The organism is Jannaschia maritima (assembly GCF_030973515.1).
Classification (GTDB): domain Bacteria; phylum Pseudomonadota; class Alphaproteobacteria; order Rhodobacterales; family Rhodobacteraceae; genus Jannaschia; species Jannaschia maritima.
This window is the reverse complement of the sequence record NZ_JARGZA010000002.1, coordinates 90,992-112,071: the sequence shown is the minus strand read 5'-3', so window position 1 is coordinate 112,071 and position 21,080 is coordinate 90,992. Positions and strand designations below refer to the sequence as shown.

The window sequence follows — 21,080 nt, the reverse complement described above, 5'->3', positions numbered from 1 at the left end:
CCCTTCCAGGGCCGCCCCATTCTCGGTCAAGTTACTGAACCGAGTCCGATCCGATCTTCCGATGGATCAGGCGTCGATCTCGCGGTTGAAGAACCCGTCCTCGCCCATGTCGCGGTCGAGGATCATGCTTTCTTCCTCGTTCAGGTCGCCCGAACGATCGGTATCGTAGCTGTTGAACAGGGCCGTGTTGTACTCGTCCTCGTTCAGCATGCCATCGCCATCGGCGTCTGCGTCACCGAAGGCACCCATCTCGAAGCCCTCGTCACGGTACTCGCCGATATCGGCGAAGCCAGCGTCGTATTCCTGCTGTGACAGCATCGCGTCGCCATCGGTGTCGTAGCGGCCGAACGTGCCGGCCTCGGTGAAGCCGACGTTGTACTCGTCCTGCGACAGCAGCCCGTCGGTGTTGGTATCCATCTGGGGCGTCATCATCTGCGCGGCGGCGGGCATGGCCAGCATCGCGGCAGCGGCGAAGATCATCGGAGCTTTCATCGTTCTTTCTCCCAATCGGTGTTTCGAGCGACCCATCCGTGGATCGCCTTACATACACACAATTCCGATGGGGGAGGGCGTTGTTCCCTACGTCGAACGTTAACATTTCCTATCGGCAAACGTTAGCGCATGGTTCTGCTAGGTGGGCTTCCCTGCCGCCGTATCCGATGCCCGTCGCTGCCGTGCACGCACGCGTGCGACCTTCTGAAGGTCCTCCGCCTCGTCGTGCTCGTCCACGATCTCCACGCCCAGCAGCGTCTCCAAGATGTCCTCCATACTGACCAAACCTGCCGTGCCGCCATATTCGTCTTGGACCAGCGCCAGATGAGTTCCGTCCTCCTGAAGCCGGTCGAACAGCGTGTCCAGATCGACCCCCTCGGCCACGCGCGGCAGGTTGCGCACGAACTCGATGACCCGCCGGTCCCCTTCGCCGCGAAGCGCCGCCCTCAACAACTCGCGCACCAGGACGAAGCCCTGCACGTCGTCGATGTCGTCGCCGATCACGGGAAGGCGGCTGAAGGGAAACGTTTCCCGCGTCGCCAGGGCATCGGCAACGGTCAAGTCGCCGGGCACGTGATCGATCACCGTGCGGGGGGTCATCACCTCCGTCACGGGGGTTTCAGGCAGGCGGAACAGGTTCGACACGATGCGCCCCTCGTCCTCCTCGACCACGCCGAGGCGTTGGCCCGCGGTCGTCATCGCGGTGATCTCGTCGCGACTGACCTCGTCGCCCCCGCCGCCACGCGTCAGCAGGCGCGTCAACCATTGCGACATCCACACCAGGGGAAGCTGCGCCCAGATCAGCCATGGCAGGACCTGAACCGCGAACGGCGCGAGGCCACGCCAATAGGTCGCCCCCAGCGTCTTCGGCACGATTTCCGACAGGACCAGGATGCCGAGCGTCAGAACGGCCGAGAATATGCCGACCCCCGCATCGTCGAACACCACCGCCGCCTGCGCGCCGGCGCCCGTCGCGCCGACCGTGTGGGCGATCGTGTTCAGCGACAGGATCGCGGCGAGTGGCCGCTCGATGTCAGTGCGCAGCGCCCGCAGCTTCCCGGCCAAGGCGGGGCGTTCGACCTCCGCCCCCTCCACGAAGGACGGCGTGATCGAAAGCAGCACCGCCTCAAGGATCGAACACAGGAACGACACCCCGATAGCGAGGACGACGAAAAGGATCAGAAGGGTCATGCGGCGACTTTCGCGAGAAGGAACGCAACGAAGGCTAGGGCGGAGCGAGCCCGATGCGAATCCGGCTGCGGTAGGGGCGGGGCCTTACTTCGCGATGTCGGGCAGCTCGATCCGCGCGACCTGCTCGGCTATGGGCTCCACCTGCAGGGGGTGGACCTCCGCGGCGTGGCGGTCCGGCTCGCCCAGGTCCTGCCACCGCCGGTTCTTGTAGATCTCCAGCGCCGAGAACGTGGCCTTGTACCCCATCTTGTCCGACCCCGGCACCCAATAGCCCAGATAGACGTAGGGCAAGGCGGCCTCGCGCGTGATGCCGACATGGTCGAGGATGATGTACGTCCCCAGCGACCGAGCGGCATGGTCGGGGTCGTAGAACGAATAGACCATCGAAAGCCCGTCATCCAGGACGTCGGTCAGGGCCACCCCGACCAGGCGCGGCCCATGGACATCCGCGTCGTCCCAATACTCGATCACGCGGGTGCGGATCGGCGTCTCCTCGACCATCGCCGCGAACTCGAACACGTCCATATCGGCCATGCCGCCATCGGCGTGCCGCACGCTCAGGTACCGGCGGAACAGGGCATACTGCTCCTCCGTGGCCCAGGGCGAGGATACCTCGCGGCGCAGGTCGGCGTTCCTGGCGATCAGACGCCGCTGCGTCCGGTTGGGCCGGAAGTCCGCGATCCGGATCCGCGCCGACAGGCAGGCGGAGCAGTTGGCACAGGACGGACGGTACAGGACGTTCTGCGACCGGCGGAACCCCTGCTTGGACAGCTTGTCGTTCAATTCGTTCGCGCCGAGCCCCTGAAGCGCCGTGAACAGCTTGCGCTCGCGCCGACCGTCCAGATACGGACAGGTCTGCGGCGCGGTCACATAGAACTGCGGCGTCAGCGGCAGGGAATGGCGCATGGCGTGGATGTCTCTCGTCTCGTCCCCAGCACAGATTTGGGAAAGCCGACCGGATCCGTCAACGAAAAACCGCGCGGCGGTGGGCCGCGCGGTCGCAGGGTCGCAATGGGAAGGGGTCAGTCGGGACGGTTGATGGCCGCCGTTCCCAGGACAAGGTCCGTCAGCCCCTGCCGCCGGTCCGTCACCAGCATCGCCACGGCGGAGGCCAGCGCCGGCAGGACCATGAACAGGATGCTGGCATAGTATCCGGCCACATGCAGGACAGCGTGCAACCCGTCGAACCGTTCGCCCCGGCCGTCGCGCAGCTCGATCCCCATCAGACGCATGCCCCACGTCGCGGACCGGCCGCTCAGCGTGGCCACGCGATACAAGACACCGATCGCCAGGCTGAACAGCGGCCAAAGGAAGAAGCCCACCGTCAGGGTGAGGATGCCGACGGCGAAGGTCATGGCGGTAATCAACGCCACGTCGATCACCCAGGCAATCGCCCGCTTGGCGACGATCCCGTCGTAGAATTCCGGTCGCCGCTCCGGGCAGGGCAGGCCATCGGTGTGGGTCATGAACGTCATCGTGCCGGTGCCTTTCTGGCGGAGGGTAGGGGAGGGACCGGCGAAATGGGTTCGCCGGTCCGATCGATCAAGCGTCAGCGCGGGCCTCGGCGTCGGGGACGTCCCGCTTCGACCGCTCGTCCATGAACTGATCGAACTCGGACTTGTCCTTCGCGTCGCGAAGTCGCTGCAGGAACTCCTCGAAGGCACGCTGCTCGTCCTCGAGCCGACGCAGGGTGTCGTCGCGATAGGCGTCGAAGGCGGTGTTTCCCGTGCCGCCGAAGCGACGCATCGGACGTCGCTGCATCCGGGACGAACGGCCCATCGCCCACTTGCCCGTCATCGTCATGTACAGGACGAGCGCAAGCCCGATGGGCCAGAACGCGATGAAGCCCGCGACCATCGCGGTGATCCAGGCCTTGCGGCCATGACCGTCCAGCCAAGCCTCGGCTCGGACGAACGGGTTGCCGGTGCGTCCGGCGAAGGCGGGGGCGGTCTGCATCATGATCTCTCCATGTTCCATTCGGATGATGTGAAGCGTCTTCACATGATGCAGATGGGGATACCTCCGGCCGGTGCAAGAGTTACGGACGAAAAATGTGACGACGGTTCACATCGGGGTCCCACGCAGTTGCCCGCGACCGGCAAACACCGTCGGGGTAAATGATCGACGAGGCCCAGGGCGCGATCCGCTTGGCCTACCGATGAGACGTTGGTGACGGGTTCTCGCGAGCGCCATCCGTACGGATGTATGAGGCCCAGCTGAGCCACCGGATCGGCGGAACGATCGCAAAACGCCGCACCTAGAGGAGGTCAGCGTCTGACGATCCACCCGCCGCCGAATACGCGGCTTCCCTGGGGGGCATAGAAGACGCACGCTTGACCCGGACTGACCCCCTCTTCCGGAACGGCCAGTTCGACCGTCGCGCTGGTGGGCCCGGTCGGCCGGACGACGGCTTCCACCGGGGGCTTGGTGGACCGGACCTTCACGCCCAGGGTCCAGGCGTCGCGCGACGCGAACGGCGCATCGCCGAGCCAGTTCACCTCCGCCACGGTAACGATCCGCGTCGCCAGCTCCGATTTCGGGCCGACCACCACCCGCCGGGTGTCCGCCTCCAGCCGCACGACATAGAGCGGGTCGGCCAACCCGCCGATCCCCAGCCCGCGGCGCTGTCCGATCGTGTACCGGATCACCCCGTCGTGCCGGCCCAGCACCCGCCCGTCCACGTGAACGATCTTGCCCGGCTCGCCCGCACCGGGGCGCAGCTTCTCGATCACCGCGGCATAGTCCCCGTTCGGCACGAAGCAGATGTCCTGGCTGTCGGGCTTGTCCACGACCGGCAGCCCGTGCTTCGCCGCCAGCGCGCGGGTCTGCGCCTTCGTCTCCAGATGGCCGAGGGGAAAGCGCAGATAATCTAACTGTTCCGCCGTGGTCGAGAACAGGAAGTACGACTGGTCGCGCACGGGATCGGTGGCCCGGTGCAGTTCGGGGCCGAACGGGCCCGCTTCGCGCCGGATGTAATGCCCCGTCGCCATGCAATCGGCGTCCAGGTCCTTCGCGGTCTCCAACAGGTCCCGGAACTTCACCCGCTCGTTGCAGCGGATGCAGGGAACCGGCGTGGCCCCGCCCAGATAGCTGTCCGCGAACTCGTCGATCACGGCCTCCCGGAAGGCGTTCTCGTAGTCGAGGACATAGTGCGGAAAGCCCATCGCCTCCGCGACGCGCCTGGCATCGTGGATGTCCCGGCCCGCGCAGCAGGCGCCCTTCTTCGCGAGCGCCGCGCCGTGATCGTACAGTTGCAGCGTCACGCCGACGACGTCGTACCCCTCGGACGCAAGCTCGGCGGCGACCACGGAACTGTCGACCCCGCCGGACATCGCGACCACCACGCGGGTGTCGGCCGGCGCCTTCGCGAAACCCAGCGAGTTGGTTCGGGCATCCAGCGGCATCGCGCAATTCCTCGAAAAAACAGGGGGCAGATATAGGAAAATGCCCGACATTCTCAACCCTGGCCTTCACCTCCGCTTAACGCCGCGACGCCCAAGCATTCGGCGTGTCACGAATGGAGTGGACCATGTTTTTGAAGAAGGGCTCTGGGCCGCGCGTGGTGACGCTGCCGGACGGGACGCAGATGACCCGCGCCGACCTCCCCCCCGTCGGAACGACCCGCTGGGTCGCCCGTAGGAAGGCCGCCGTCGTCCGAGGGGTCGAATCGGGCCTGATCTCGATCGACGAGGCCATCGATCGCTACGGTCTGTCGGCGGAGGAATACGGCTCCTGGGTCGATCTGGCGGGAACGCACGGCCTCGAAGCCCTCAAGACGACGCGCCTTCAACAATATCGGGGTGCCTAAACGTCGCAAACGGGCAAGGGCGACTTGTCAAAGCGACAAAACAAACCCAGGGTAACTCCGTGTTAACCATTGGACGGTTAAGCAACGGGAAAGACATAGCGTTAACCCTGAGGTGCCGACATGCGGATCCTGCTCGTAGAAGACGATCCCAACACGTCCAAGAGCATCGAGATGATGCTCGGCAACGCGAACCTGAACGTCTATTGCACCGACATGGGCGAAGAGGGCATCGACCTCGCGAAGCTGTACGACTACGACCTGATCCTTCTCGATCTCGACCTGCCCGACATCACCGGCCACGACGTCCTGAAGACGCTGCGCCTTGCGCGGATCGACACCCCCATCCTGATCCTGACCGGCGACGACGAGACGGCGACGAAGATCAAGGGCTTCGGCGGCGGCGCCGACGACTACATGACCAAGCCGTTCCATCGCGACGAGTTGATCGCCCGCATCCACGCCATCGTGCGGCGCTCCAAGGGACATTCGCAGTCGGTGATCGTGACGGGACAGGTATCCGTGAACCTGGACGCCAAGTCGGTGGAGGTGGACGGCAAGGCGGTCCACCTGACCGGGAAGGAGTACCAGATGCTGGAGCTCCTCAGCCTGCGGAAGGGGACGACCCTGACGAAGGAGATGTTCCTCAACCACCTCTACGGCGGGATGGACGAGCCGGAGTTGAAGATCATCGACGTCTTCATCTGCAAGCTGCGCAAGAAGCTGGCGGAGGCCACGGGCGGCGAAACCAACATCGAGACGGTCTGGGGTCGCGGCTACGTGCTGCGCGATCCCGCCGCGGACCAGGCGAAGAAGTCCGCCCAGGCCAGCGACCTGCTCAGCGCGTAACGACATCATCCCCACCTCGGATGGAAGACGGCGAAGGGCCGCATCTTCGGATGCGGCCCTTCCTCCGCTCGGGCTGGCGCGGGGGGAATCGGTGGAAGCCGGCGGCCCGTGGACCTAAACCCTCCCCATGGACGATCATGCCGCCACGCCGCCCGATGACCTGACCCCCCACGACGCCGCCGCCGAACTGGCGCGTCTGGCTACGCTTCTGGACCGGGCCAACGCCGCCTACCATACCGACGACGCGCCGCTCCTGTCGGACGCCGCCTATGATGAGGCTAAGCGCCGCAACGCCGCGATCGAAGACCGCTTCCCCGATCTGAAGCGCGACGATTCCCCGTCCGACCAGATCGGTGCCGCGCCGGCGGAACGGTTCGGGAAGATCGTGCATGCCCGCGCGATGCTGTCGCTGGGCAACGCCTTCGACGCGGACGACGTGGCGGAGTTCGATGCCCGCATCCGCCGCTATCTGGGATTGGGCCTCGACGCCGCCGTCGCCTATACCGCCGAGCCGAAGATCGACGGCCTTTCGCTGACGCTGCGCTACGAGGGGGGCCAACTCGTCCATGCCGCGACGCGCGGAAACGGTCGCGTCGGCGAGGACGTGACCCGCAACGCCCTGACGGTGGACGACATCCCCCGCGACGTGACGGGTGCCCCCGACATCCTGGAGGTTCGGGGCGAAATCTACATGTCGCATGCCGACTTCACGGCGCTGAACGAACGCGCCGCCGCCGAAGGGGGCAAGGTCTTCGCCAACCCCCGAAACGCTGCCGCCGGATCGTTGCGCCAGCTGGACCCGGCCATCACGGCCACCCGTCCCTTGCGCTTCTTCGCCTATGCCTGGGGCGAACTGTCCGCCCCCCTGAGCGACACGCAGTCCGGCGCGCTGGACCGGTTGGCCGCGATGGGCTTCGTCGTCAACGACCGCACCCGGCGCTGCGCCGACGTGGCCGCGATGCTGGCGACCTACGACGCCATCGCCCGCGACCGGGCGGACCTGGGCTACGATATCGACGGCGTCGTCTACAAGGTCGACCGCCTCGATTGGCAGGAGCGCCTGGGCTTCCGGTCCACCACCCCACGCTGGGCCGTCGCCCACAAGTTCCCCGCCCAGACCGCCTGGACCCGCCTGCTGGGGATCGACATCAATGTCGGGCGCACGGGCGCCCTGTCCCCCATCGCCCGGTTGGAGCCTGTGACGGTGGGCGGCGTCGTGGTCAGCAACGCCACGCTGCACAACGAGGACTACGTGGCGGGGCGCGATGCGAACGGCGGCGCCATCCGCGGCGGGCGCGACCTGCGCGTGGGCGACCGGGTCGAGATCTATCGCGCGGGCGACGTCATCCCGAAGGTCCGCGACGTGGATCCCGGCGCCCGCCCGGACGGGGCCGAACCCTATGTCTTCCCCGAGGCCTGCCCCGAATGCGGCAGCCCCGCCACCCGCGAACCGGGCGAAAGCGTGCGCCGCTGCACCGGGGGCCTGATCTGCCCGGCGCAGAGGGTCGCCCGTTTGAAGCACTTCGTCAGCCGTTCCGCGCTCGACATCGAGGGCATCGGCGACAAGGAGGTGGAGCGGTTCCACGACCTGGGCTGGGTGCGCGAGCCGGCCGACATCTTCACGCTGCGGGCCCGCCACGGCACCGGCCTGCAAACGGTGGCGGGCCTGGAAGGCTGGGGCGAGACGTCGGCCGCGAACCTCTTCGCGGGGATCGAGGCCGCCAGGTCGCAACCCCTGGCCCGCGTGCTGTTCGCCCTGGGCATCCGCCATCTGGGTGAGGTCGCGGGGCAGGTGCTGGCCCGCCACTACCGCGACTGGGACGCCTTCGCCGCCGCGGTGGACGGGGCCGCGCCCGCGGCCGACCGCCACCGCGCCGCGGCCACGGCCACCCTCGCCGAGCGGCAGGCCGCGAAGGACGAAGGACGCCGCGCGCGCATCGCGCCCGTGGTCGAACGGGCCTGGGACGGGGTGGAACGGGAGGCCAGGGCCGCCTGGGACGAACTGGTCGGTATCGACGGTATAGGCGCGGTCCTGGCCCTCGCCATATGCGATGCGCTCGCCGCGCCCCGCGAACGCGCGGCCATCGATGCCGTCGTGGCGCAGCTCGACATCGCGCCGCCAGAAGCCGTGGCCGCCGAAAGCCCCGTAGCGGGCAAGACCGTGGTCTTCACCGGCACGCTCGAACGCATGACCCGGGCGGAGGCCAAGGCCCGCGCGGAATCGCTCGGCGCCAAGGTGTCCGGCTCCGTGTCCGGCAAGACGGATCTGCTGGTCGCGGGGCCGGGCGCGGGGTCCAAGGCTGACAAGGCCGCGGCCCTGGGCGTGACCGTCCTGGACGAGGATGCCTGGCTCGCGATGATTGGCGGCTGACCGGCATGGCGGGCCGCCCCGAACGCCTGTTCAAGCTGTTCGGCAGCCTCGATTCGCTGCCGGGCGTCGGACCGAAGACGGCGAAGCTGATGGCGAACCTGCGCATCGCCACCCCCCGCGACATGGTGCTGACCCTGCCGGAACGCGGCATCGACCGACGCCCCGTCGCGTCCATCCGCGACGTCCCGTTGCCGGGCCTGGCGACGGTCCCAGTGACGATCCGGTCGCACCGTCCAGCCGGATCGTCCCGCGCCCCCCACCGGGTGGAGGTCGAGGACGCAAGGACCACCTTCCAACTCGTCTACTTCCGCGCCCGCGCGGACACGCTGGAGCGGTCGCTTCCGGTCGGCGAACGCCGCATCGTGTCGGGCCGCGTCGAACTCTACGACGGGGTGGGGCAGATGCCGCATCCCGATCACGTGCTGGCCCTCGACGACCCCCTGCCGCCGTTCGAGCCCGTCTATCCGCTGACCGCGGGCCTGTCGGGGCGCGTGATGCGCCGCGCCGCCGCGGGAGCCATCGACCTGGTGCCGGACTTCGCCGAATGGGCCGACGGCGCGCTCGTGGCCGAACGCGGGTGGCCGCCGTTCCGCGACGCCTTGGCCATCGCGCACAACCCCCAGGGTGCCGCCGACATCGCCGCCACGGCGCCCGCCCGGCAGCGGCTCGCCTATGACGAGCTGTTCGCCCATCAGATCACGATGGGGCTGGCCCGCCTGGCGGACCGCGCGCGTCCGGGCCGGGCGACCGAAGGCGACGGCCGGCACCTGAAGTGCATGTTCGATGGCCTGGGCTTCACGCCCACCGATGCCCAGATCCGCGCGATGGAGGAGATCGCGGGGGACATGGCCAAGCCCCGGCGGATGAACCGCCTGCTGCAGGGCGATGTCGGGTCCGGCAAGACCATCGTGGCGCTGGCCGCGCTCCTGAACGCCGTGGAGGCCGGGGGGCAGGGCGTCCTGATGGCGCCGACGGAGATCCTGGCCCGGCAGCACCTGAGCGGGCTGCGGCCGTTGGCCGAGCTCGCCGGCGTGGTGGTCGAAGGGCTGACGGGCCGTGACAAGGGGCGCGAGCGCGAAGGCAAGCTGGACGCGCTGGCCGCCGGCGACATCCACATCCTGGTCGGAACCCATGCCGTGTTCCAGCGCGACGTCCGGTTCCGCGACCTCCGCCTGGCCGTGATCGACGAGCAGCACCGCTTCGGGGTGCGCCAGCGCAAGATGCTGGGCGACAAGGCGCAGGACACCGATGTCCTCGTGATGACCGCGACGCCGATCCCCCGGTCCCTCGCCCTGACGCAGTTCGGCGACATGGAGATCTCGGTCCTGGACGAGAAGCCGCCCGGCCGCACGCCCATCAAGACCGCCACCATGTCCACCGGCCGCATGGAGGAGGTGATGACCCACCTCCGCGATGCCGTGGCCGAGGGGCGGCAAGTGTATTGGGTCTGTCCCCTCGTGGAGGATGCGGAAACCTCCGACCTTCCGTCCGCGCAGACGCGCTTCGACGATCTGTCGGCCCGGTTCGCGCCCGGACAGGTGGGACTGGTGCATGGCCAGATGCCCACCGTGATGAAGGACGCCGCGATGGCCCGCTTCGTGTCGGGCGACACGCGCATCCTCGTCGCGACCACGGTGATCGAGGTCGGCGTCGACGTGCCCGCTGCCAGCATCATGGTGATCGAACGCGCGGACACGTTCGGATTGGCCCAACTGCATCAGTTGCGCGGCCGGGTGGGGCGGGGCGCCACCGCCTCCACCTGCCTGCTCCTGTTCGAGCCCCCGCTGGGCGAGACCGCGAAGGCGCGGCTTCAGATCCTGCGCGAATCGGAGGACGGCTTCCGCATCGCGGAGGAGGACCTGCGCCTCCGCGGGGCCGGCGACGTCATCGGCACCGCGCAGTCCGGCCTCCCCCGCTTCCGCATCGCGGATTTGGAACGACAGGCCGCGCTGATGGAAACGGCGCAAAGCGATGCGCGGACTCTGCTGCATGCGGATCCGAAGCTCGACGGCGCCCGGGGCAGGGCGGTCCGCGACCTTCTATGGCTGCTCGAACAGGAAAGGGCGCTTGAACTGCTTGCCGTAGGGTAACTTTAGCCCCGTTGGAAACCGAAGCCATTGAATACCCGTCATCCAATCGTTCGATCCAGGGCCTGAAACCTGAACATCCCCCCCGATGTTCGCAGAAAGTTCTTTACCAAAGCGTTCCTTCGTGCGAACAAAGTGGCAACTGGAACGAAGGGGGAACTTAGATGGCCACGCTGATCCGCGCCTCTGCCACGTACCTTCCGCGCGACCGTCGCGCGATGATTGCCGACTATGCCGGCGGCGTTTGGCTCGCGGCCGTGATGGTCGGTCTGCTCCACCTGCCCGGATTGCTCTGACCGGGCGTTCCTCACGCGATACTGCCTGCATCGCAACCGCCCCGTCCCGTGGATGCCCCCGCGGCGACCGGGTCGCGATGTTCACTTCGGCCGCCGCTCCCGCCCCACGGGACGGCGGCCTTTTTCTGTCCGACGTCGGGATCCCGGGGCCGACGGACCCATTGGTCCGACCTCGGCACCGTCTTGTCTCACGGACGTCCCCTTCGCTTCCCGGAAGCATCCGCGCAGTTCCAAAGGCCGCGAACGCTTTCGTAACCGATCCGATCGCTTCTCCGGGCGCCTTCCAATCACTCGGCATCCGCCTCACGCCAGATGCTGCCCGCCATTGATCGGTATCTCGGCCCCGTTCACATAGGACGCGCCCCGCGAGGCCAGGAACAGCACCACGTCCGCCACTTCGCGCGGATCACCCAGCCGGCGCATCGGCACGTCGCGCGCCACCATCGCATCCGTCCCCGGCGACAGGATCGACGTCCCGATTTCGCCGGGCGAGACCGCGTTCACCCGCACCCCCCGGGGGCCCAGTTCGTGTGCCAATTCGCGCGTCAACGCGGACAATCCGGCCTTCGACACCGCATAGGCGGCGCCTGCGAACGGATGGACCTGGCTGGCCGCGATCGACGACACCGTGACGATCGACCCGCCGGCGAGGGTCAGCGGGTCCAGCAGTGCCCGGGTCAGGATCAGCGGTGCGACCGTGTTGACCATCTGCACGTGGCGGAACGTGTCCGCGTCGGTGTCCATCGCCCCCAACCGTCCGCCATCGGTCGCCTTGGGCGACACGCCGGCGTTGTGGACCAGCGCGTCGAGGCCCCGGTCCGCCAAACGGTCGCGGATCGTGCCGGCGGCGCGCTGGATCGATCCTTCGTCGGACAGGTCGGTCTCGACGTGCCGCACGATGCCTTCCGCCCAGGGGCAGACCGTGCTGAACGGCGTGCGGGCCAGGGTCAGCACGTCCCAGCCCTCCTCGTGGAACCGCTTCACGATCGCATGCCCGATGCCCCGGCTGGCCCCCGTGACCGCGACGATGGGACGGGCCGAGGGCTGGAACGTGTCGATCAACGCTTCGCCGCCTCGCGCGCCAGCGCCTCGATCCCGGCCCAATCGCCGGCGGCCATCCTGTCCTTCGGGGCCACCCACGACCCGCCCACGCAGACGACGTTGGGCAACGCCAGGTAATCCCCCTTGTTCGCGGGCGACACGCCGCCCGTTGGACAGAACGCGACCTGAGGGATGGGCGCGCCGATGGCCTTCAGCGCCGGCGCGCCGCCCGACGCCTCGGCGGGGAAGAACTTCAGCATGTCCCAGCCCTTCTCCAGCAGCGCCATCGCCTCCGTCGCCGTCGCGGCGCCCGCCAGGATCGGCAGGTCCTCGTCCACGCAGGCCTGCAACAGGGCGTCGGTGGCCCCGGGCGATACGCCGAACCCCGCGCCCGCCGCCTTGGCGGCCTTCACGTCGGCGGGCGTCAGCAGCGTGCCCGCGCCGACGATCCCGCCGGGCACGTCGGCCATCGCGCGGATGCACTCCAGCGCGGCGGGCGTCCGCAGCGTCACCTCCAGGGCGGGCAGTCCGCCCGCCACCAGCGCCTCGGCCAGGGGCCGCGCGGTGGCCGCGTCGTCCAGCACCAGCACCGGCACGACGGGCGCCCGGGCGCAAAGGTCGCGGTTGGCGCGCGATTGATCCTGCGGAGTCATAATGGTCCCTCCCGTCAGACGACCACGGCCGCGCCGGTGTCGGACCCGCCGACATTGGCGCGGAAGGCCGCGAACATCTCGCGCCCCAGGCCGAACGCGTTGCTGTCCGGATCGAAGGGGGCTGGCTCGCGGTCGGCCACGCCGGGGGTCAGCACATCCAGCCGCCCCGCCGTCGCGTCGACCCGGACGACATCGCCGTCCCGCAGACGTCCGATCAGCCCGCCGGCCGCGGCCTCGGGCGCCACGTGGATCGCGGCGGGCACCTTGCCCGACGCCCCCGACATGCGCCCGTCGGTGACGAGCGCGACCCGGTGACCCCGTTGCAGCAGCACCGACAGAACCGGCGTCAGGCCGTGCAGTTCGGGCATCCCGTTCGCGCGCGGTCCCTGATGCCGGACGACCACCACGACGTCGCGGTTCAGCGCGCCCGCCTTGAACGCGTCCTTCACCGCCTGCTGCCCCTCGAACACGGCCGCCGGGGCCTCGATGACGTGAAGCGACGGATCCACGGCGGAGACCTTCATCACCCCCAGGCCCAGATCCCCCCGCAGCTCCTTCAGGCCGCCGGTCGCCTGGAACGGATCGGCGGGGGTGCGCAGGATCTTGTCGTTCAGGCTGTCGCGCGGGCCGGGGTGCCAGGACAGGTCGTCCCCATCCAGCTTCGGCTCGGTGGCATAGGCCGACAGGCCGCCGCCCGCGGCGGTCTTGACGTCGTCGTGCAGCAGCCCCGCCTCCAACAGGCGCCCGATCATGTAGGGAAGGCCGCCCGCCGCGTGGAAGTGGTTCACGTCCGCCAGCCCGTTGGGATAGACGCGCGCCATCAGGGGCGTGACGTCCGACACCGCGTCGAAATCCTCGCAGGTCAGATGCACGCCCGCCGCGCGCGCCATCGCGATCAGGTGCAGCACCAGGTTCGTGGACCCGCCCGTCGCCATCAGGCCGACCAGTCCGTTCACGAAGGCGCGCTCGTCCAGCACGTCGCAGACGGGGGTATAATCGTTGCCAAGCGCGGTGATCTGCGTCGCCCGCACTGTGGCCGCATCGGTCAGGGCGTCGCGCAGGGGCGTGCCGGGGTTCACGAAGGACGCGCCGGGCAGGTGCAGGCCCATGAACTCCATCAACATCTGGTTGCTGTTCGCGGTGCCATAGAACGTGCAGGTCCCCGGACCGTGATACGACGCCATCTCCGCGGCCATCAGACCCTTGCGGTCGATCTTGCCTTCGGCGAACTCGCGCCGGACGCGCGCCTTCTCGTCGTTGGGCAGGCCGGACGTCATCGGCCCCGCTGGCACGAAGATGCCGGGCAGATAGCCGAAGGTCGCCGCCGCGATCACCAGGCCCGGCACGATCTTGTCGCAGATTCCCAGATACAGCGCGGCATCGAACGTGTTGTGCGACAGCGCCACGCCGGCCGACAGCGCGATCACGTCGCGGCTGAACAGAGACAGCTCCATCCCCACCTGGCCCTGCGTGACCCCGTCGCACATCGCCGGCACGCCACCCGCCACCTGGCACGTCGCGCCCACACGCCCCGCCGCCGCCTTGATCCGCGTCGGATAGTCGTAATACGGCGCATGGGCCGACAGCATGTCGTTGTAGGCCGTCACGATCCCGATATTGGGCACCCGGTCAGCCGTCAGGTCGTCCTTCTGCCCCTCCATCGCGGCATAGGCATGGGCCTGGTTGCCGCAATCCAGATGCGCCCGCCGCGGCCCCTGCTCGGCCTGCGCGCGCATCCGACGCAGATACCGGTCGCGCCCCTCGTGCGAGCGTTCGCGGATGCGGTCGGTGATCTCGTCCAGTCGGCTGTCGAGCGGCATGGTCGTCCCCCTGTTCCTGCGACGGCCCAATGCCTTGATAGCGCTAACGGTTCAAGGGCGCGCCGGTTCCGGGGCCATCAGCTCCACCTCCGTGCCATCGCGGACGGCGGTGAAGAAGCAGGTCCGCCGGTTCGTGTGGCAGGCCGGGCCCGATTGCGTCACCCGCAGCAGCAGGCAGTCCCGGTCGCAGTCGATGCGCAGGTCGACCAGCGCCTGCGCGTGGCCCGACGTCTCGCCCTTGATCCAGAACGCCTGGCGCGACCGCGACCAGTACGTGACCCGGCCCGTCGCCAGCGTCATCGCCACCGCGTCCGCGTTCATCCACGCCATCATCAGCACCTCGCCCGTCGCGTCGTCCTGCGCCACCGCGGGGATCAGCCCGTTGGCATCGTAACGCAGGCTCGCGGGGTCGAAGGTCATGGCGTTGCATCCCGTGGTCCGGCGGTTAGGTACCCCATGCCACGGGCGAAGGGAACGCGGGATGTCGGACGACCTCATCAAGCTCTATTCCGGGCGGATCCTGGCGCTGGCCGCCGACATGCCCGCGACCGATCCGATCGACGCGCCGATGGCCACGGGCAAGGTGCGCGCGCCGCTCTGCGGGTCGGTCGTGTCGGTGTCCCTCGACGTGGACGACGCGGGGCGCATCGCGCGCTACGCCCAGGACGTGAAGGCCTGCGCACTGGGGCAGGCCGCGGCCTCCGTCACGGGGCGGGCGCTGCCGGGCTGCGACGCGGCGCAGGTCGCCGCCGCCCGCGACGAGCTCGCAGCGATGCTGACCGCGGACGGCCCTCCGCCCAGGGCGCCCTTCGACGGGCTGGCCGTGCTTCAGCCCGCGCGCGACTACCGCAACCGTCACGCGTCGATCCTCCTGTCGCTCGACGCCACGCTCGACGCGCTCCGGTCCCTGGACGCGGTACGATTAACCCCGGGGTAACGCCCGCGCGCTAGGCCGCTCCCGTCGACAGGGAGACAACGATGACGGCCATGCGCAAGCCCGATGCCATGCAGGCGCCGGCATCCGGCGACACCCACGTCGCCGACGACATCGTGCCCCTGGGCTACGAGATCGTGGACCTCGCGGGATTCCTCGACGGGATCGAGGCGGCGGCCAACCGCAACCTCGACCAGTTGGGCCCCCTGCGCAGCGGCGTCGGCGCCATCGAGGCGACGACCATTTCGCTCTCCGGCGGGTTCGCCGACCTCCAGGACACGGCGGCGCGCACGGAACGCGGCGCCCGCGACCGTCTGGACGTCATCACCGAGAACGCCGCCCGCCTGCGCCGCCTCGCCGATTGGGGCACCCATATCGGCACCCGCGCCGGCGAGTTGGAGCTGGTCCTGGCCGAGATCGTGAAGGGCAAGGACCAGATCGCCCGCATCGCGCGCCAGGTGAACATCCTCGCCGTCAACGCCAGCATCGAGGCCGCGCGCGCCGGCGAGGCCGGCCGCGGCTTCGCCGTCGTGGCGGAGGCCGTGGGCGACCTGTCGCGCCAGACCGCCGCCGCGACGGGCGAGATCGGCAAGGGGATCGAGGCGCTGGGCCAGTGGACCAGCACGCTGCGCACCGATTCCGAACGCCTGTCCCCCGACTTCGAACAGGGGCTGCACGTCGCCGAAGGCAACCTCGACGCGATCACCGCCATAGCCGACGGGATGGGCGACGCGCTGGCCCGCATCGAAGGGCTGCAGGGTGTCGTATCGGAACTGCGGGAGGCCGGGGACGCCCTGCGCCCCGTCACCGCGGAGGTCGAATCGGTGGCCCGCACCACCGCCGGAGGCGTCCACGAGGCGCGCGTCCGCTCGCAGCGCATGATGGACGCCTGTGAAGTCTTGGTGCAGCGCACCACCCGCATCGGGGACGGCAGCGGGCAGGACCGCTTCATCGCCTTCGTCGACACGATGGCCCACAGGGTCGCCGACATCTTCGAGACCGGCCTCGAACGCGGCGAGATCACGGAGGCCGCGCTCTTCTCGACCGACTACGACCCGATCGAGGGGTCGGACCCGCCCCAGCACATGACCCCCTTCACGCCCTTCACCGACCGCCGCGTGGCCGAGCTGATCGAGACGGCGTTCGACTTCGACCCCGCCGTCCTCTTCTGCGCGCCGGCCAACCGCGACGGATACATCGGCACACACAACGCGCGCTTCTCGAAGCCGCAGGGCGACGATCCGGCCTGGAACATGGCCCATTCGCGCAATCGCCGCATCTTCGACGATCGCGTCGGCCTGTCGGCGGGACGCAACACCGATCCGTTCCTCATGCAGTTCTACCGCCGCGACCTCGGCGCCGAAGGGTTCGTGATGATGACCGACCTGTCCGTCCCCGTCACCGTGCGCGGCCGCCATTGGGGCTGCGTGCGCATGGGCTACCGCGCCGGCAAGGCCGTGCCGGGCCGGTCGCGCTAGCCCGACGCCACGGCTCCCGCGCCCGCGCGCATCAGATTCTCGACCACCTCCGCCACGCACATCACGTCGTCTCGCGTGCAGTCCCACGACCCCACGCTGACGCGGATCACCAGCCGCCCGTCGTGCCGCGTCTGCGTCAGGTACACCCGCCCGTCCGCGTTGATCGCCTGGACCAGCGCCTCCGTGGCGTCGTCGCCCTCCGCGCAGGCGAACGAGAACAGCGCCAACCGTGGCTCCGACGCGATCACCAGTCCATCCACGTCGCGCAGCCGCTCGCACAGCGCCTCGGCCCAGTCCACATGGTCGCGGATCCGCGACCGGATCCCGTCCAGGCCATAGGCCCGCAGAACGAACCACAGCTTCAGCGCCCGGAACCGGCGGCCCAGCGGCACCGTCCATTCGTTGAAGTTGACGACGTCCTCGCCCTCCAGCGTGCGCAGGTAATCGGGGCGCAGGCCCAGCGTGTTCACCTGATCGGTGGGATCGCGCATGAACTGCACCGCGCAGTCGAACTGCGCCCCCATCCACTTGTGCGGGTTCAACACGATGCTCTCGCAGCCCGCCGCCCCGTCCCATAGGTCCCGGAACTCGGGGCACACCATCGCCGACCCCGCCCAGGCGGCGTCCAGATGCGTGGGCAGCCCGTCGCAACGGGGCAGGCATTCCCCGATCGCGTCGAACGCGCCGACCCCCGTGCCGCCCGCGCAGAACACCACGCCGGCGGGCACGTGTCCCGCCGCCCGGTCCGCCGCGATGGCCGCCCCAAGCGCGTCCGGGTCCATCGACAGGTCGGCTCGCGTGGGGATCTTGATCAGGTTCGCCTGCCCGATCCCCGCCAGCCGCACCGCCTTGTCCACGCTCGAATGCGTATGCGCGCTGGCATAGATCCGCAGGAGCGGCGCCCCCGACAGCCCGTCGGTCAGCCCCGCGAAGCCCAGCGCGCGCTCGCGCATCGTCAGTACGGCCGAAAGCGTCGCGGTCGTGGCCGAATCGTGGATCGTCCCCGTCATCCCGTCCGGCAGGCCCAGCGCGCCGCGCAGCCAGATCATCATCCCCTGTTCCAGCTCCGTTGCGGCGGGCGAGGTCTGCCACAGCATTCCTTGCGCGGCGATCCCCGCCACCAGTTGCTCCGCCAGCATCGACGCGGGCGAGGCGTTGGCGGGGAAGTACGCGAAGAAGCGCGGATGCTGCCAATGCGTCAGCGCGCCGGGGATCAGCCGCTCGAAATCAGCGAAGATGGCGTCCGGATCCTCCGGCGCGTCCGGCGCGGCCGGGGGCAGGGCGGCCAGCAGGTCGCCCGGTCGGATCCGCGCCCGGACGGGCCTGTCCCGCAGGCCCGCGTGATAGTCGCGGATCCACGCCGCCGCGCGCGCCGACCAGGCGGGCAGGTCGTCATGCGTCCTCATGCGTCCGCCCCCTGGGCCAGCATCGCATCCACGTCGCCCCCCGCGATGCCCCCCAAGCCGCCGAAGTCGCCCCCCAGCATCGCGCCGCCCGCGTCCCGGACCACGCGATGCGTCGCCCGCGCCAGCGCCGCGCCCACGGACACCCGTGCCACGCCCAGCGCCGCGAAGTCCGCCAGCGAAAGGGTCGCCAACGGCCCCACCGCGAGGGCGTTCACCGGCGCGTCCACCGCCTCCACGATCCGCCGCAGGTCGTCCGCCGACCCCGGGACCGGGCAGTACAGCACGTCCGCCCCCGCCTCGCGGAAGGCCCGCAGCCGCGCGATCGCCTCGTCCAGGTCGTAGCGCCCATGCATCACGCCGTCGGCCCGCGCGCACAGGACGAAGTCGCGTGCCGCACCCCGCGCCGCCACCGCCGCCGCCTCGATCCGCGCCGCGGCCGCCCGCGCGCCGTATGGGCTTCCGTCGCCAGCCACGTCCTCGATGCAGCAGCCCGCCAGCCCCGCCAGGGCCGCTTCGGTCACCGTGTCGGCGCAATCGGCGGGCTCGGGGCCGTACCCGTCCTCTAGGTCGCCGTGGACCGGCACCGCCACGTTCGCGACCAGGTCCGCCCCGTGGGCGATGGCCTCCGCCCGCCCGATCCGCGTGTCGGGCACCCCCCGCGTGAACGCGAACCCCGCGGACGACGTGGCCACCGCCTTCGCCCCCATCGCCGCCATCATCCGCGCGCTGCCCACGTCCCAGACGTTGGCCAGCACGAACGGGTCCCCGGGCCGGTGCAGGTCGCGAAAGGTGGTCATGGCGGGCGCTCCTCGTTGATCCGCCGGGACCCTAGGATGCCCGCTTGCGAACGTCAGCCCGGATCGTGCTCCCGCAAGCGGCGACACCGCCCCGTTGCGCCGGGTCATCCTCGGGCTTGACCCGAGGACCTCCCATCCCTCGCGCGACTCCCCGGAGAACCTCGGATCGAGTCCGAGGACGCCGCCGCTTACTCATCCACTCCGACGAACACCCCCACGCTTGCCGCCCCGCACCCCCCATGCTACCGCATCCCCCATGGCGCGCATCTGCATCATCTGCATCCCGCTCGCCCGCTGACGGAACACCGCGGCGGGCCCCAGGGCCGCGCCTGACGATCCGGCCCCACCCGCCACGACAGGAAGGGACCGGCCATGGCGATCCGGCTTCGCAACTCCCTGACCCGCAAGGTCGAACCCTTCGCGCCCGCGGACCCGGAGAACGTGCGCCTCTACCTGTGCGGGCCCACCGTCTACGACCGTGCGCATCTGGGGAACGCCCGCAACGTCGTCGTCTTCGACGTCCTGACCCGCCTGCTGCGGCACGATTACGGCGCGGACCACGTCACGTATGTCCGCAACGTCACCGACGTGGACGACAAGATCAACGCGCGCGCCCGCGCCACCGGCCGCCCCATCCGCGACGTCACCGACGAGACGCTGGAATGGTATCACGACGACATGGCCGCCCTGGGCAACGCCCCCCCCGACGTCGAGCCCCGCGCCACCGACCACATCGACGCGATGCAGGCGATGATCGCCAAGCTGGTCGCCGATGGTCACGCCTATGCGGCCGACGGCCACGTCCTCTTCTCCGTCGCCACCGACCCGGAATACGGCAGCCTGTCGGGCCGTTCCGTGGACGACATGATCGCGGGCAGTCGGGTGGAGGTCGCCCCCTACAAGCGCGACCCCATGGACTTCGTTCTGTGGAAGCCGTCCGACGCGGACACGCCGGGCTGGGACTGGGCCGGTCCGGGGATCGAAGGGATCGGCCGGGGCCGGCCGGGCTGGCACATCGAATGCTCCGCCATGGCCCGCCGCATCCTGGGCGACACGGTCGACATCCACGGCGGCGGCAACGACCTGCTGTTCCCGCACCACGAGAACGAGGCCGCGCAGTCCCGCTGCGCCCACCCGGGCGAGCCCTTCGCGCGCCTGTGGCTGCACAACGAGATGCTGCTCGTCGAAGGGCGCAAGATGTCCAAGTCGCTGGGCAACTTCTTCACCATTCGGGACCTCCTCGACCGGGGCATTCCGGGCGAGGTCGTCCGCTACGTCTTCCTCCAGACCCATTACAGCAAGCCGATGGACTGGACGGACGACAAGGCCCGCGCGGCGGACGCGACGCTGCGCAGTTGGCGCGCCCTGGCCCAACCCGGCGGGACCCCGGACCCGGCCGTGCTGACCGCCCTGCGCGACGACCTCAACACGCCGCAGGTCATGACCGAGTTGCACCGCCTGGCGAAGATGGGCGATGGCGCGACGCTTGCCGCGTCCGCCGCGATGGTGGGGCTGCTGACCGACGAACTGGCCGGCTGGGACGCCCCCGCCGTCGACCTTTCGCCGTGGGAGGCCAAGCTGACGGCTGCCCGCGCCGACGCCATGGCCCGCCGCGACTTCGCCGCGCTCGACGCGATGAAGGCCGCGCTGACCGCGGCCGGCGTCCAGGTCCAGATGTCCCGCGACGACGTCACCCTCACCCCGGGCCCGGACTTCGACCCCACGGCCCTGGAGGGCGCGGAATGAATCCACCACCCCCCGCACGGAACGCCGCCGGGACGCAAGACCGGCGCAGAGCGCGGTGCCGGTGTGCCGAAACGTATGCACGGGGGGTGTACGGGGGGTGTACGGGGGGTGTAC

Annotated in this window: 20 protein-coding genes; 8 read left to right on the top strand and 12 right to left on the bottom strand. The window is 69.6% G+C overall.

Annotation, left to right across the window (positions count from 1 at the left end):
- Nucleotides 1-66: 66 nt before the first annotated feature.
- The 6 genes from P0084_RS02185 to mnmA all read right to left on the bottom strand — a co-directional run bounded on the left by P0084_RS02185 (nucleotide 67) and on the right by mnmA (nucleotide 5,087).
- The gene (locus P0084_RS02185; protein WP_308915160.1) at nucleotides 67-480 is read right to left on the bottom strand and encodes an EF-hand domain-containing protein; all 414 of its coding nucleotides are present in this window, start codon (nucleotides 478-480) and stop codon (nucleotides 67-69) included.
- Between the two features lie 150 nt (nucleotides 481-630).
- Nucleotides 631-1,683: a hemolysin family protein gene (locus tag P0084_RS02180; RefSeq protein WP_308915159.1), complete on the bottom strand. Its 1,053-nt coding sequence runs from the start codon at nucleotides 1,681-1,683 to the stop codon at nucleotides 631-633.
- A gap of 84 nt (nucleotides 1,684-1,767) precedes the next feature.
- Entirely contained in the window at nucleotides 1,768-2,589 is an 822-nt protein-coding gene (locus P0084_RS02175; protein ID WP_308915158.1) for an arginyltransferase, read from the bottom strand.
- A gap of 116 nt (nucleotides 2,590-2,705) precedes the next feature.
- Nucleotides 2,706-3,149, bottom strand: a complete 444-nt coding sequence (locus P0084_RS02170) for an RDD family protein (RefSeq protein ID WP_308915157.1) — start codon at nucleotides 3,147-3,149, stop codon at nucleotides 2,706-2,708.
- Nucleotides 3,150-3,225: 76 nt separating this feature from the next.
- Complete coding sequence (locus P0084_RS02165; RefSeq protein ID WP_308915156.1) at nucleotides 3,226-3,642, bottom strand: DUF2852 domain-containing protein; 417 nt, start codon at nucleotides 3,640-3,642, stop codon at nucleotides 3,226-3,228.
- A 308-nt stretch (nucleotides 3,643-3,950) separates the two neighbouring features.
- Nucleotides 3,951-5,087, bottom strand: a complete 1,137-nt coding sequence (gene mnmA, locus P0084_RS02160) for a tRNA 2-thiouridine(34) synthase MnmA (protein ID WP_308915155.1) — start codon at nucleotides 5,085-5,087, stop codon at nucleotides 3,951-3,953.
- Nucleotides 5,088-5,212: 125 nt separating this feature from the next.
- Between mnmA and sciP the strand changes: the two genes are divergently transcribed.
- From sciP to P0084_RS02135, 5 genes are all read left to right on the top strand, one after another.
- Nucleotides 5,213-5,491, top strand: coding sequence for a CtrA inhibitor SciP (gene sciP, locus P0084_RS02155; protein WP_308915154.1), 279 nt, complete (start codon nucleotides 5,213-5,215; stop codon nucleotides 5,489-5,491).
- A gap of 120 nt (nucleotides 5,492-5,611) precedes the next feature.
- Complete coding sequence (gene ctrA / locus P0084_RS02150; RefSeq protein WP_308915153.1) at nucleotides 5,612-6,337, top strand: response regulator transcription factor CtrA; 726 nt, start codon at nucleotides 5,612-5,614, stop codon at nucleotides 6,335-6,337.
- A gap of 127 nt (nucleotides 6,338-6,464) precedes the next feature.
- Nucleotides 6,465-8,708 carry an NAD-dependent DNA ligase LigA gene (gene ligA, locus P0084_RS02145; RefSeq protein WP_308915152.1) on the top strand — a complete coding sequence of 748 codons (2,244 nt, stop codon included), beginning with the start codon at nucleotides 6,465-6,467 and terminating at the stop codon, nucleotides 8,706-8,708.
- Between the two features lie 5 nt (nucleotides 8,709-8,713).
- Nucleotides 8,714-10,798 (top strand): ATP-dependent DNA helicase RecG, encoded by a 2,085-nt coding sequence (recG, locus tag P0084_RS02140; protein WP_308915151.1) that lies wholly within the window; start codon nucleotides 8,714-8,716, stop codon nucleotides 10,796-10,798.
- A 161-nt stretch (nucleotides 10,799-10,959) separates the two neighbouring features.
- Complete coding sequence (locus P0084_RS02135; protein ID WP_308915150.1) at nucleotides 10,960-11,091, top strand: hypothetical protein; 132 nt, start codon at nucleotides 10,960-10,962, stop codon at nucleotides 11,089-11,091.
- Between the two features lie 303 nt (nucleotides 11,092-11,394).
- Here P0084_RS02135 and P0084_RS02130 read toward each other — a convergent pair whose 3' ends face one another.
- The 4 genes from P0084_RS02130 to hisI are packed head-to-tail and all read right to left on the bottom strand — an operon-like array spanning nucleotide 11,395 to nucleotide 15,025.
- Nucleotides 11,395-12,153, bottom strand: coding sequence for an SDR family NAD(P)-dependent oxidoreductase (locus tag P0084_RS02130; protein WP_374213577.1), 759 nt, complete (start codon nucleotides 12,151-12,153; stop codon nucleotides 11,395-11,397).
- Complete coding sequence (gene eda, locus P0084_RS02125; protein WP_308915149.1) at nucleotides 12,150-12,785, bottom strand: bifunctional 4-hydroxy-2-oxoglutarate aldolase/2-dehydro-3-deoxy-phosphogluconate aldolase; 636 nt, start codon at nucleotides 12,783-12,785, stop codon at nucleotides 12,150-12,152. The genes P0084_RS02130 and eda overlap by 4 nt, the downstream gene beginning before the upstream one ends.
- A 14-nt stretch (nucleotides 12,786-12,799) precedes the next feature.
- A complete protein-coding gene (gene edd / locus P0084_RS02120) occupies nucleotides 12,800-14,605 on the bottom strand; it encodes a phosphogluconate dehydratase (RefSeq protein WP_308915148.1) in 1,806 nt (601 codons plus the stop codon).
- Between the two features lie 51 nt (nucleotides 14,606-14,656).
- Nucleotides 14,657-15,025 (bottom strand): phosphoribosyl-AMP cyclohydrolase, encoded by a 369-nt coding sequence (gene hisI, locus P0084_RS02115; RefSeq protein WP_308915147.1) that lies wholly within the window; start codon nucleotides 15,023-15,025, stop codon nucleotides 14,657-14,659.
- A gap of 61 nt (nucleotides 15,026-15,086) precedes the next feature.
- On the opposite strand from hisI, the gene P0084_RS02110 reads away from it, so the two are divergent.
- Together P0084_RS02110 and P0084_RS02105 are read left to right on the top strand one after the other, a co-directional pair.
- Entirely contained in the window at nucleotides 15,087-15,542 is a 456-nt protein-coding gene (locus P0084_RS02110) for an iron-sulfur cluster assembly scaffold protein (RefSeq protein ID WP_308915146.1), read from the top strand.
- A 41-nt stretch (nucleotides 15,543-15,583) separates the two neighbouring features.
- A complete protein-coding gene (locus P0084_RS02105; protein WP_308915145.1) occupies nucleotides 15,584-17,017 on the top strand; it encodes a methyl-accepting chemotaxis protein in 1,434 nt (477 codons plus the stop codon).
- On the opposite strand, the gene P0084_RS02100 is transcribed toward P0084_RS02105, so the two are convergent.
- Together P0084_RS02100 and P0084_RS02095 are read right to left on the bottom strand one after the other, a co-directional pair.
- Complete coding sequence (locus P0084_RS02100) at nucleotides 17,014-18,423, bottom strand: pyridoxal phosphate-dependent decarboxylase family protein (protein WP_308915144.1); 1,410 nt, start codon at nucleotides 18,421-18,423, stop codon at nucleotides 17,014-17,016. The genes P0084_RS02105 and P0084_RS02100 overlap by 4 nt on opposite strands.
- Nucleotides 18,420-19,220, bottom strand: coding sequence for an isocitrate lyase/PEP mutase family protein (locus tag P0084_RS02095; RefSeq protein ID WP_308915143.1), 801 nt, complete (start codon nucleotides 19,218-19,220; stop codon nucleotides 18,420-18,422). Before P0084_RS02095 ends, P0084_RS02100 begins: the two co-directional genes overlap by 4 nt.
- Before the next feature lie 372 nt (nucleotides 19,221-19,592).
- On the opposite strand from P0084_RS02095, the gene cysS reads away from it, so the two are divergent.
- Nucleotides 19,593-20,966 (top strand): cysteine--tRNA ligase, encoded by a 1,374-nt coding sequence (gene cysS / locus P0084_RS02090; RefSeq protein ID WP_308915142.1) that lies wholly within the window; start codon nucleotides 19,593-19,595, stop codon nucleotides 20,964-20,966.
- Nucleotides 20,967-21,080 lie beyond the last annotated feature (114 nt).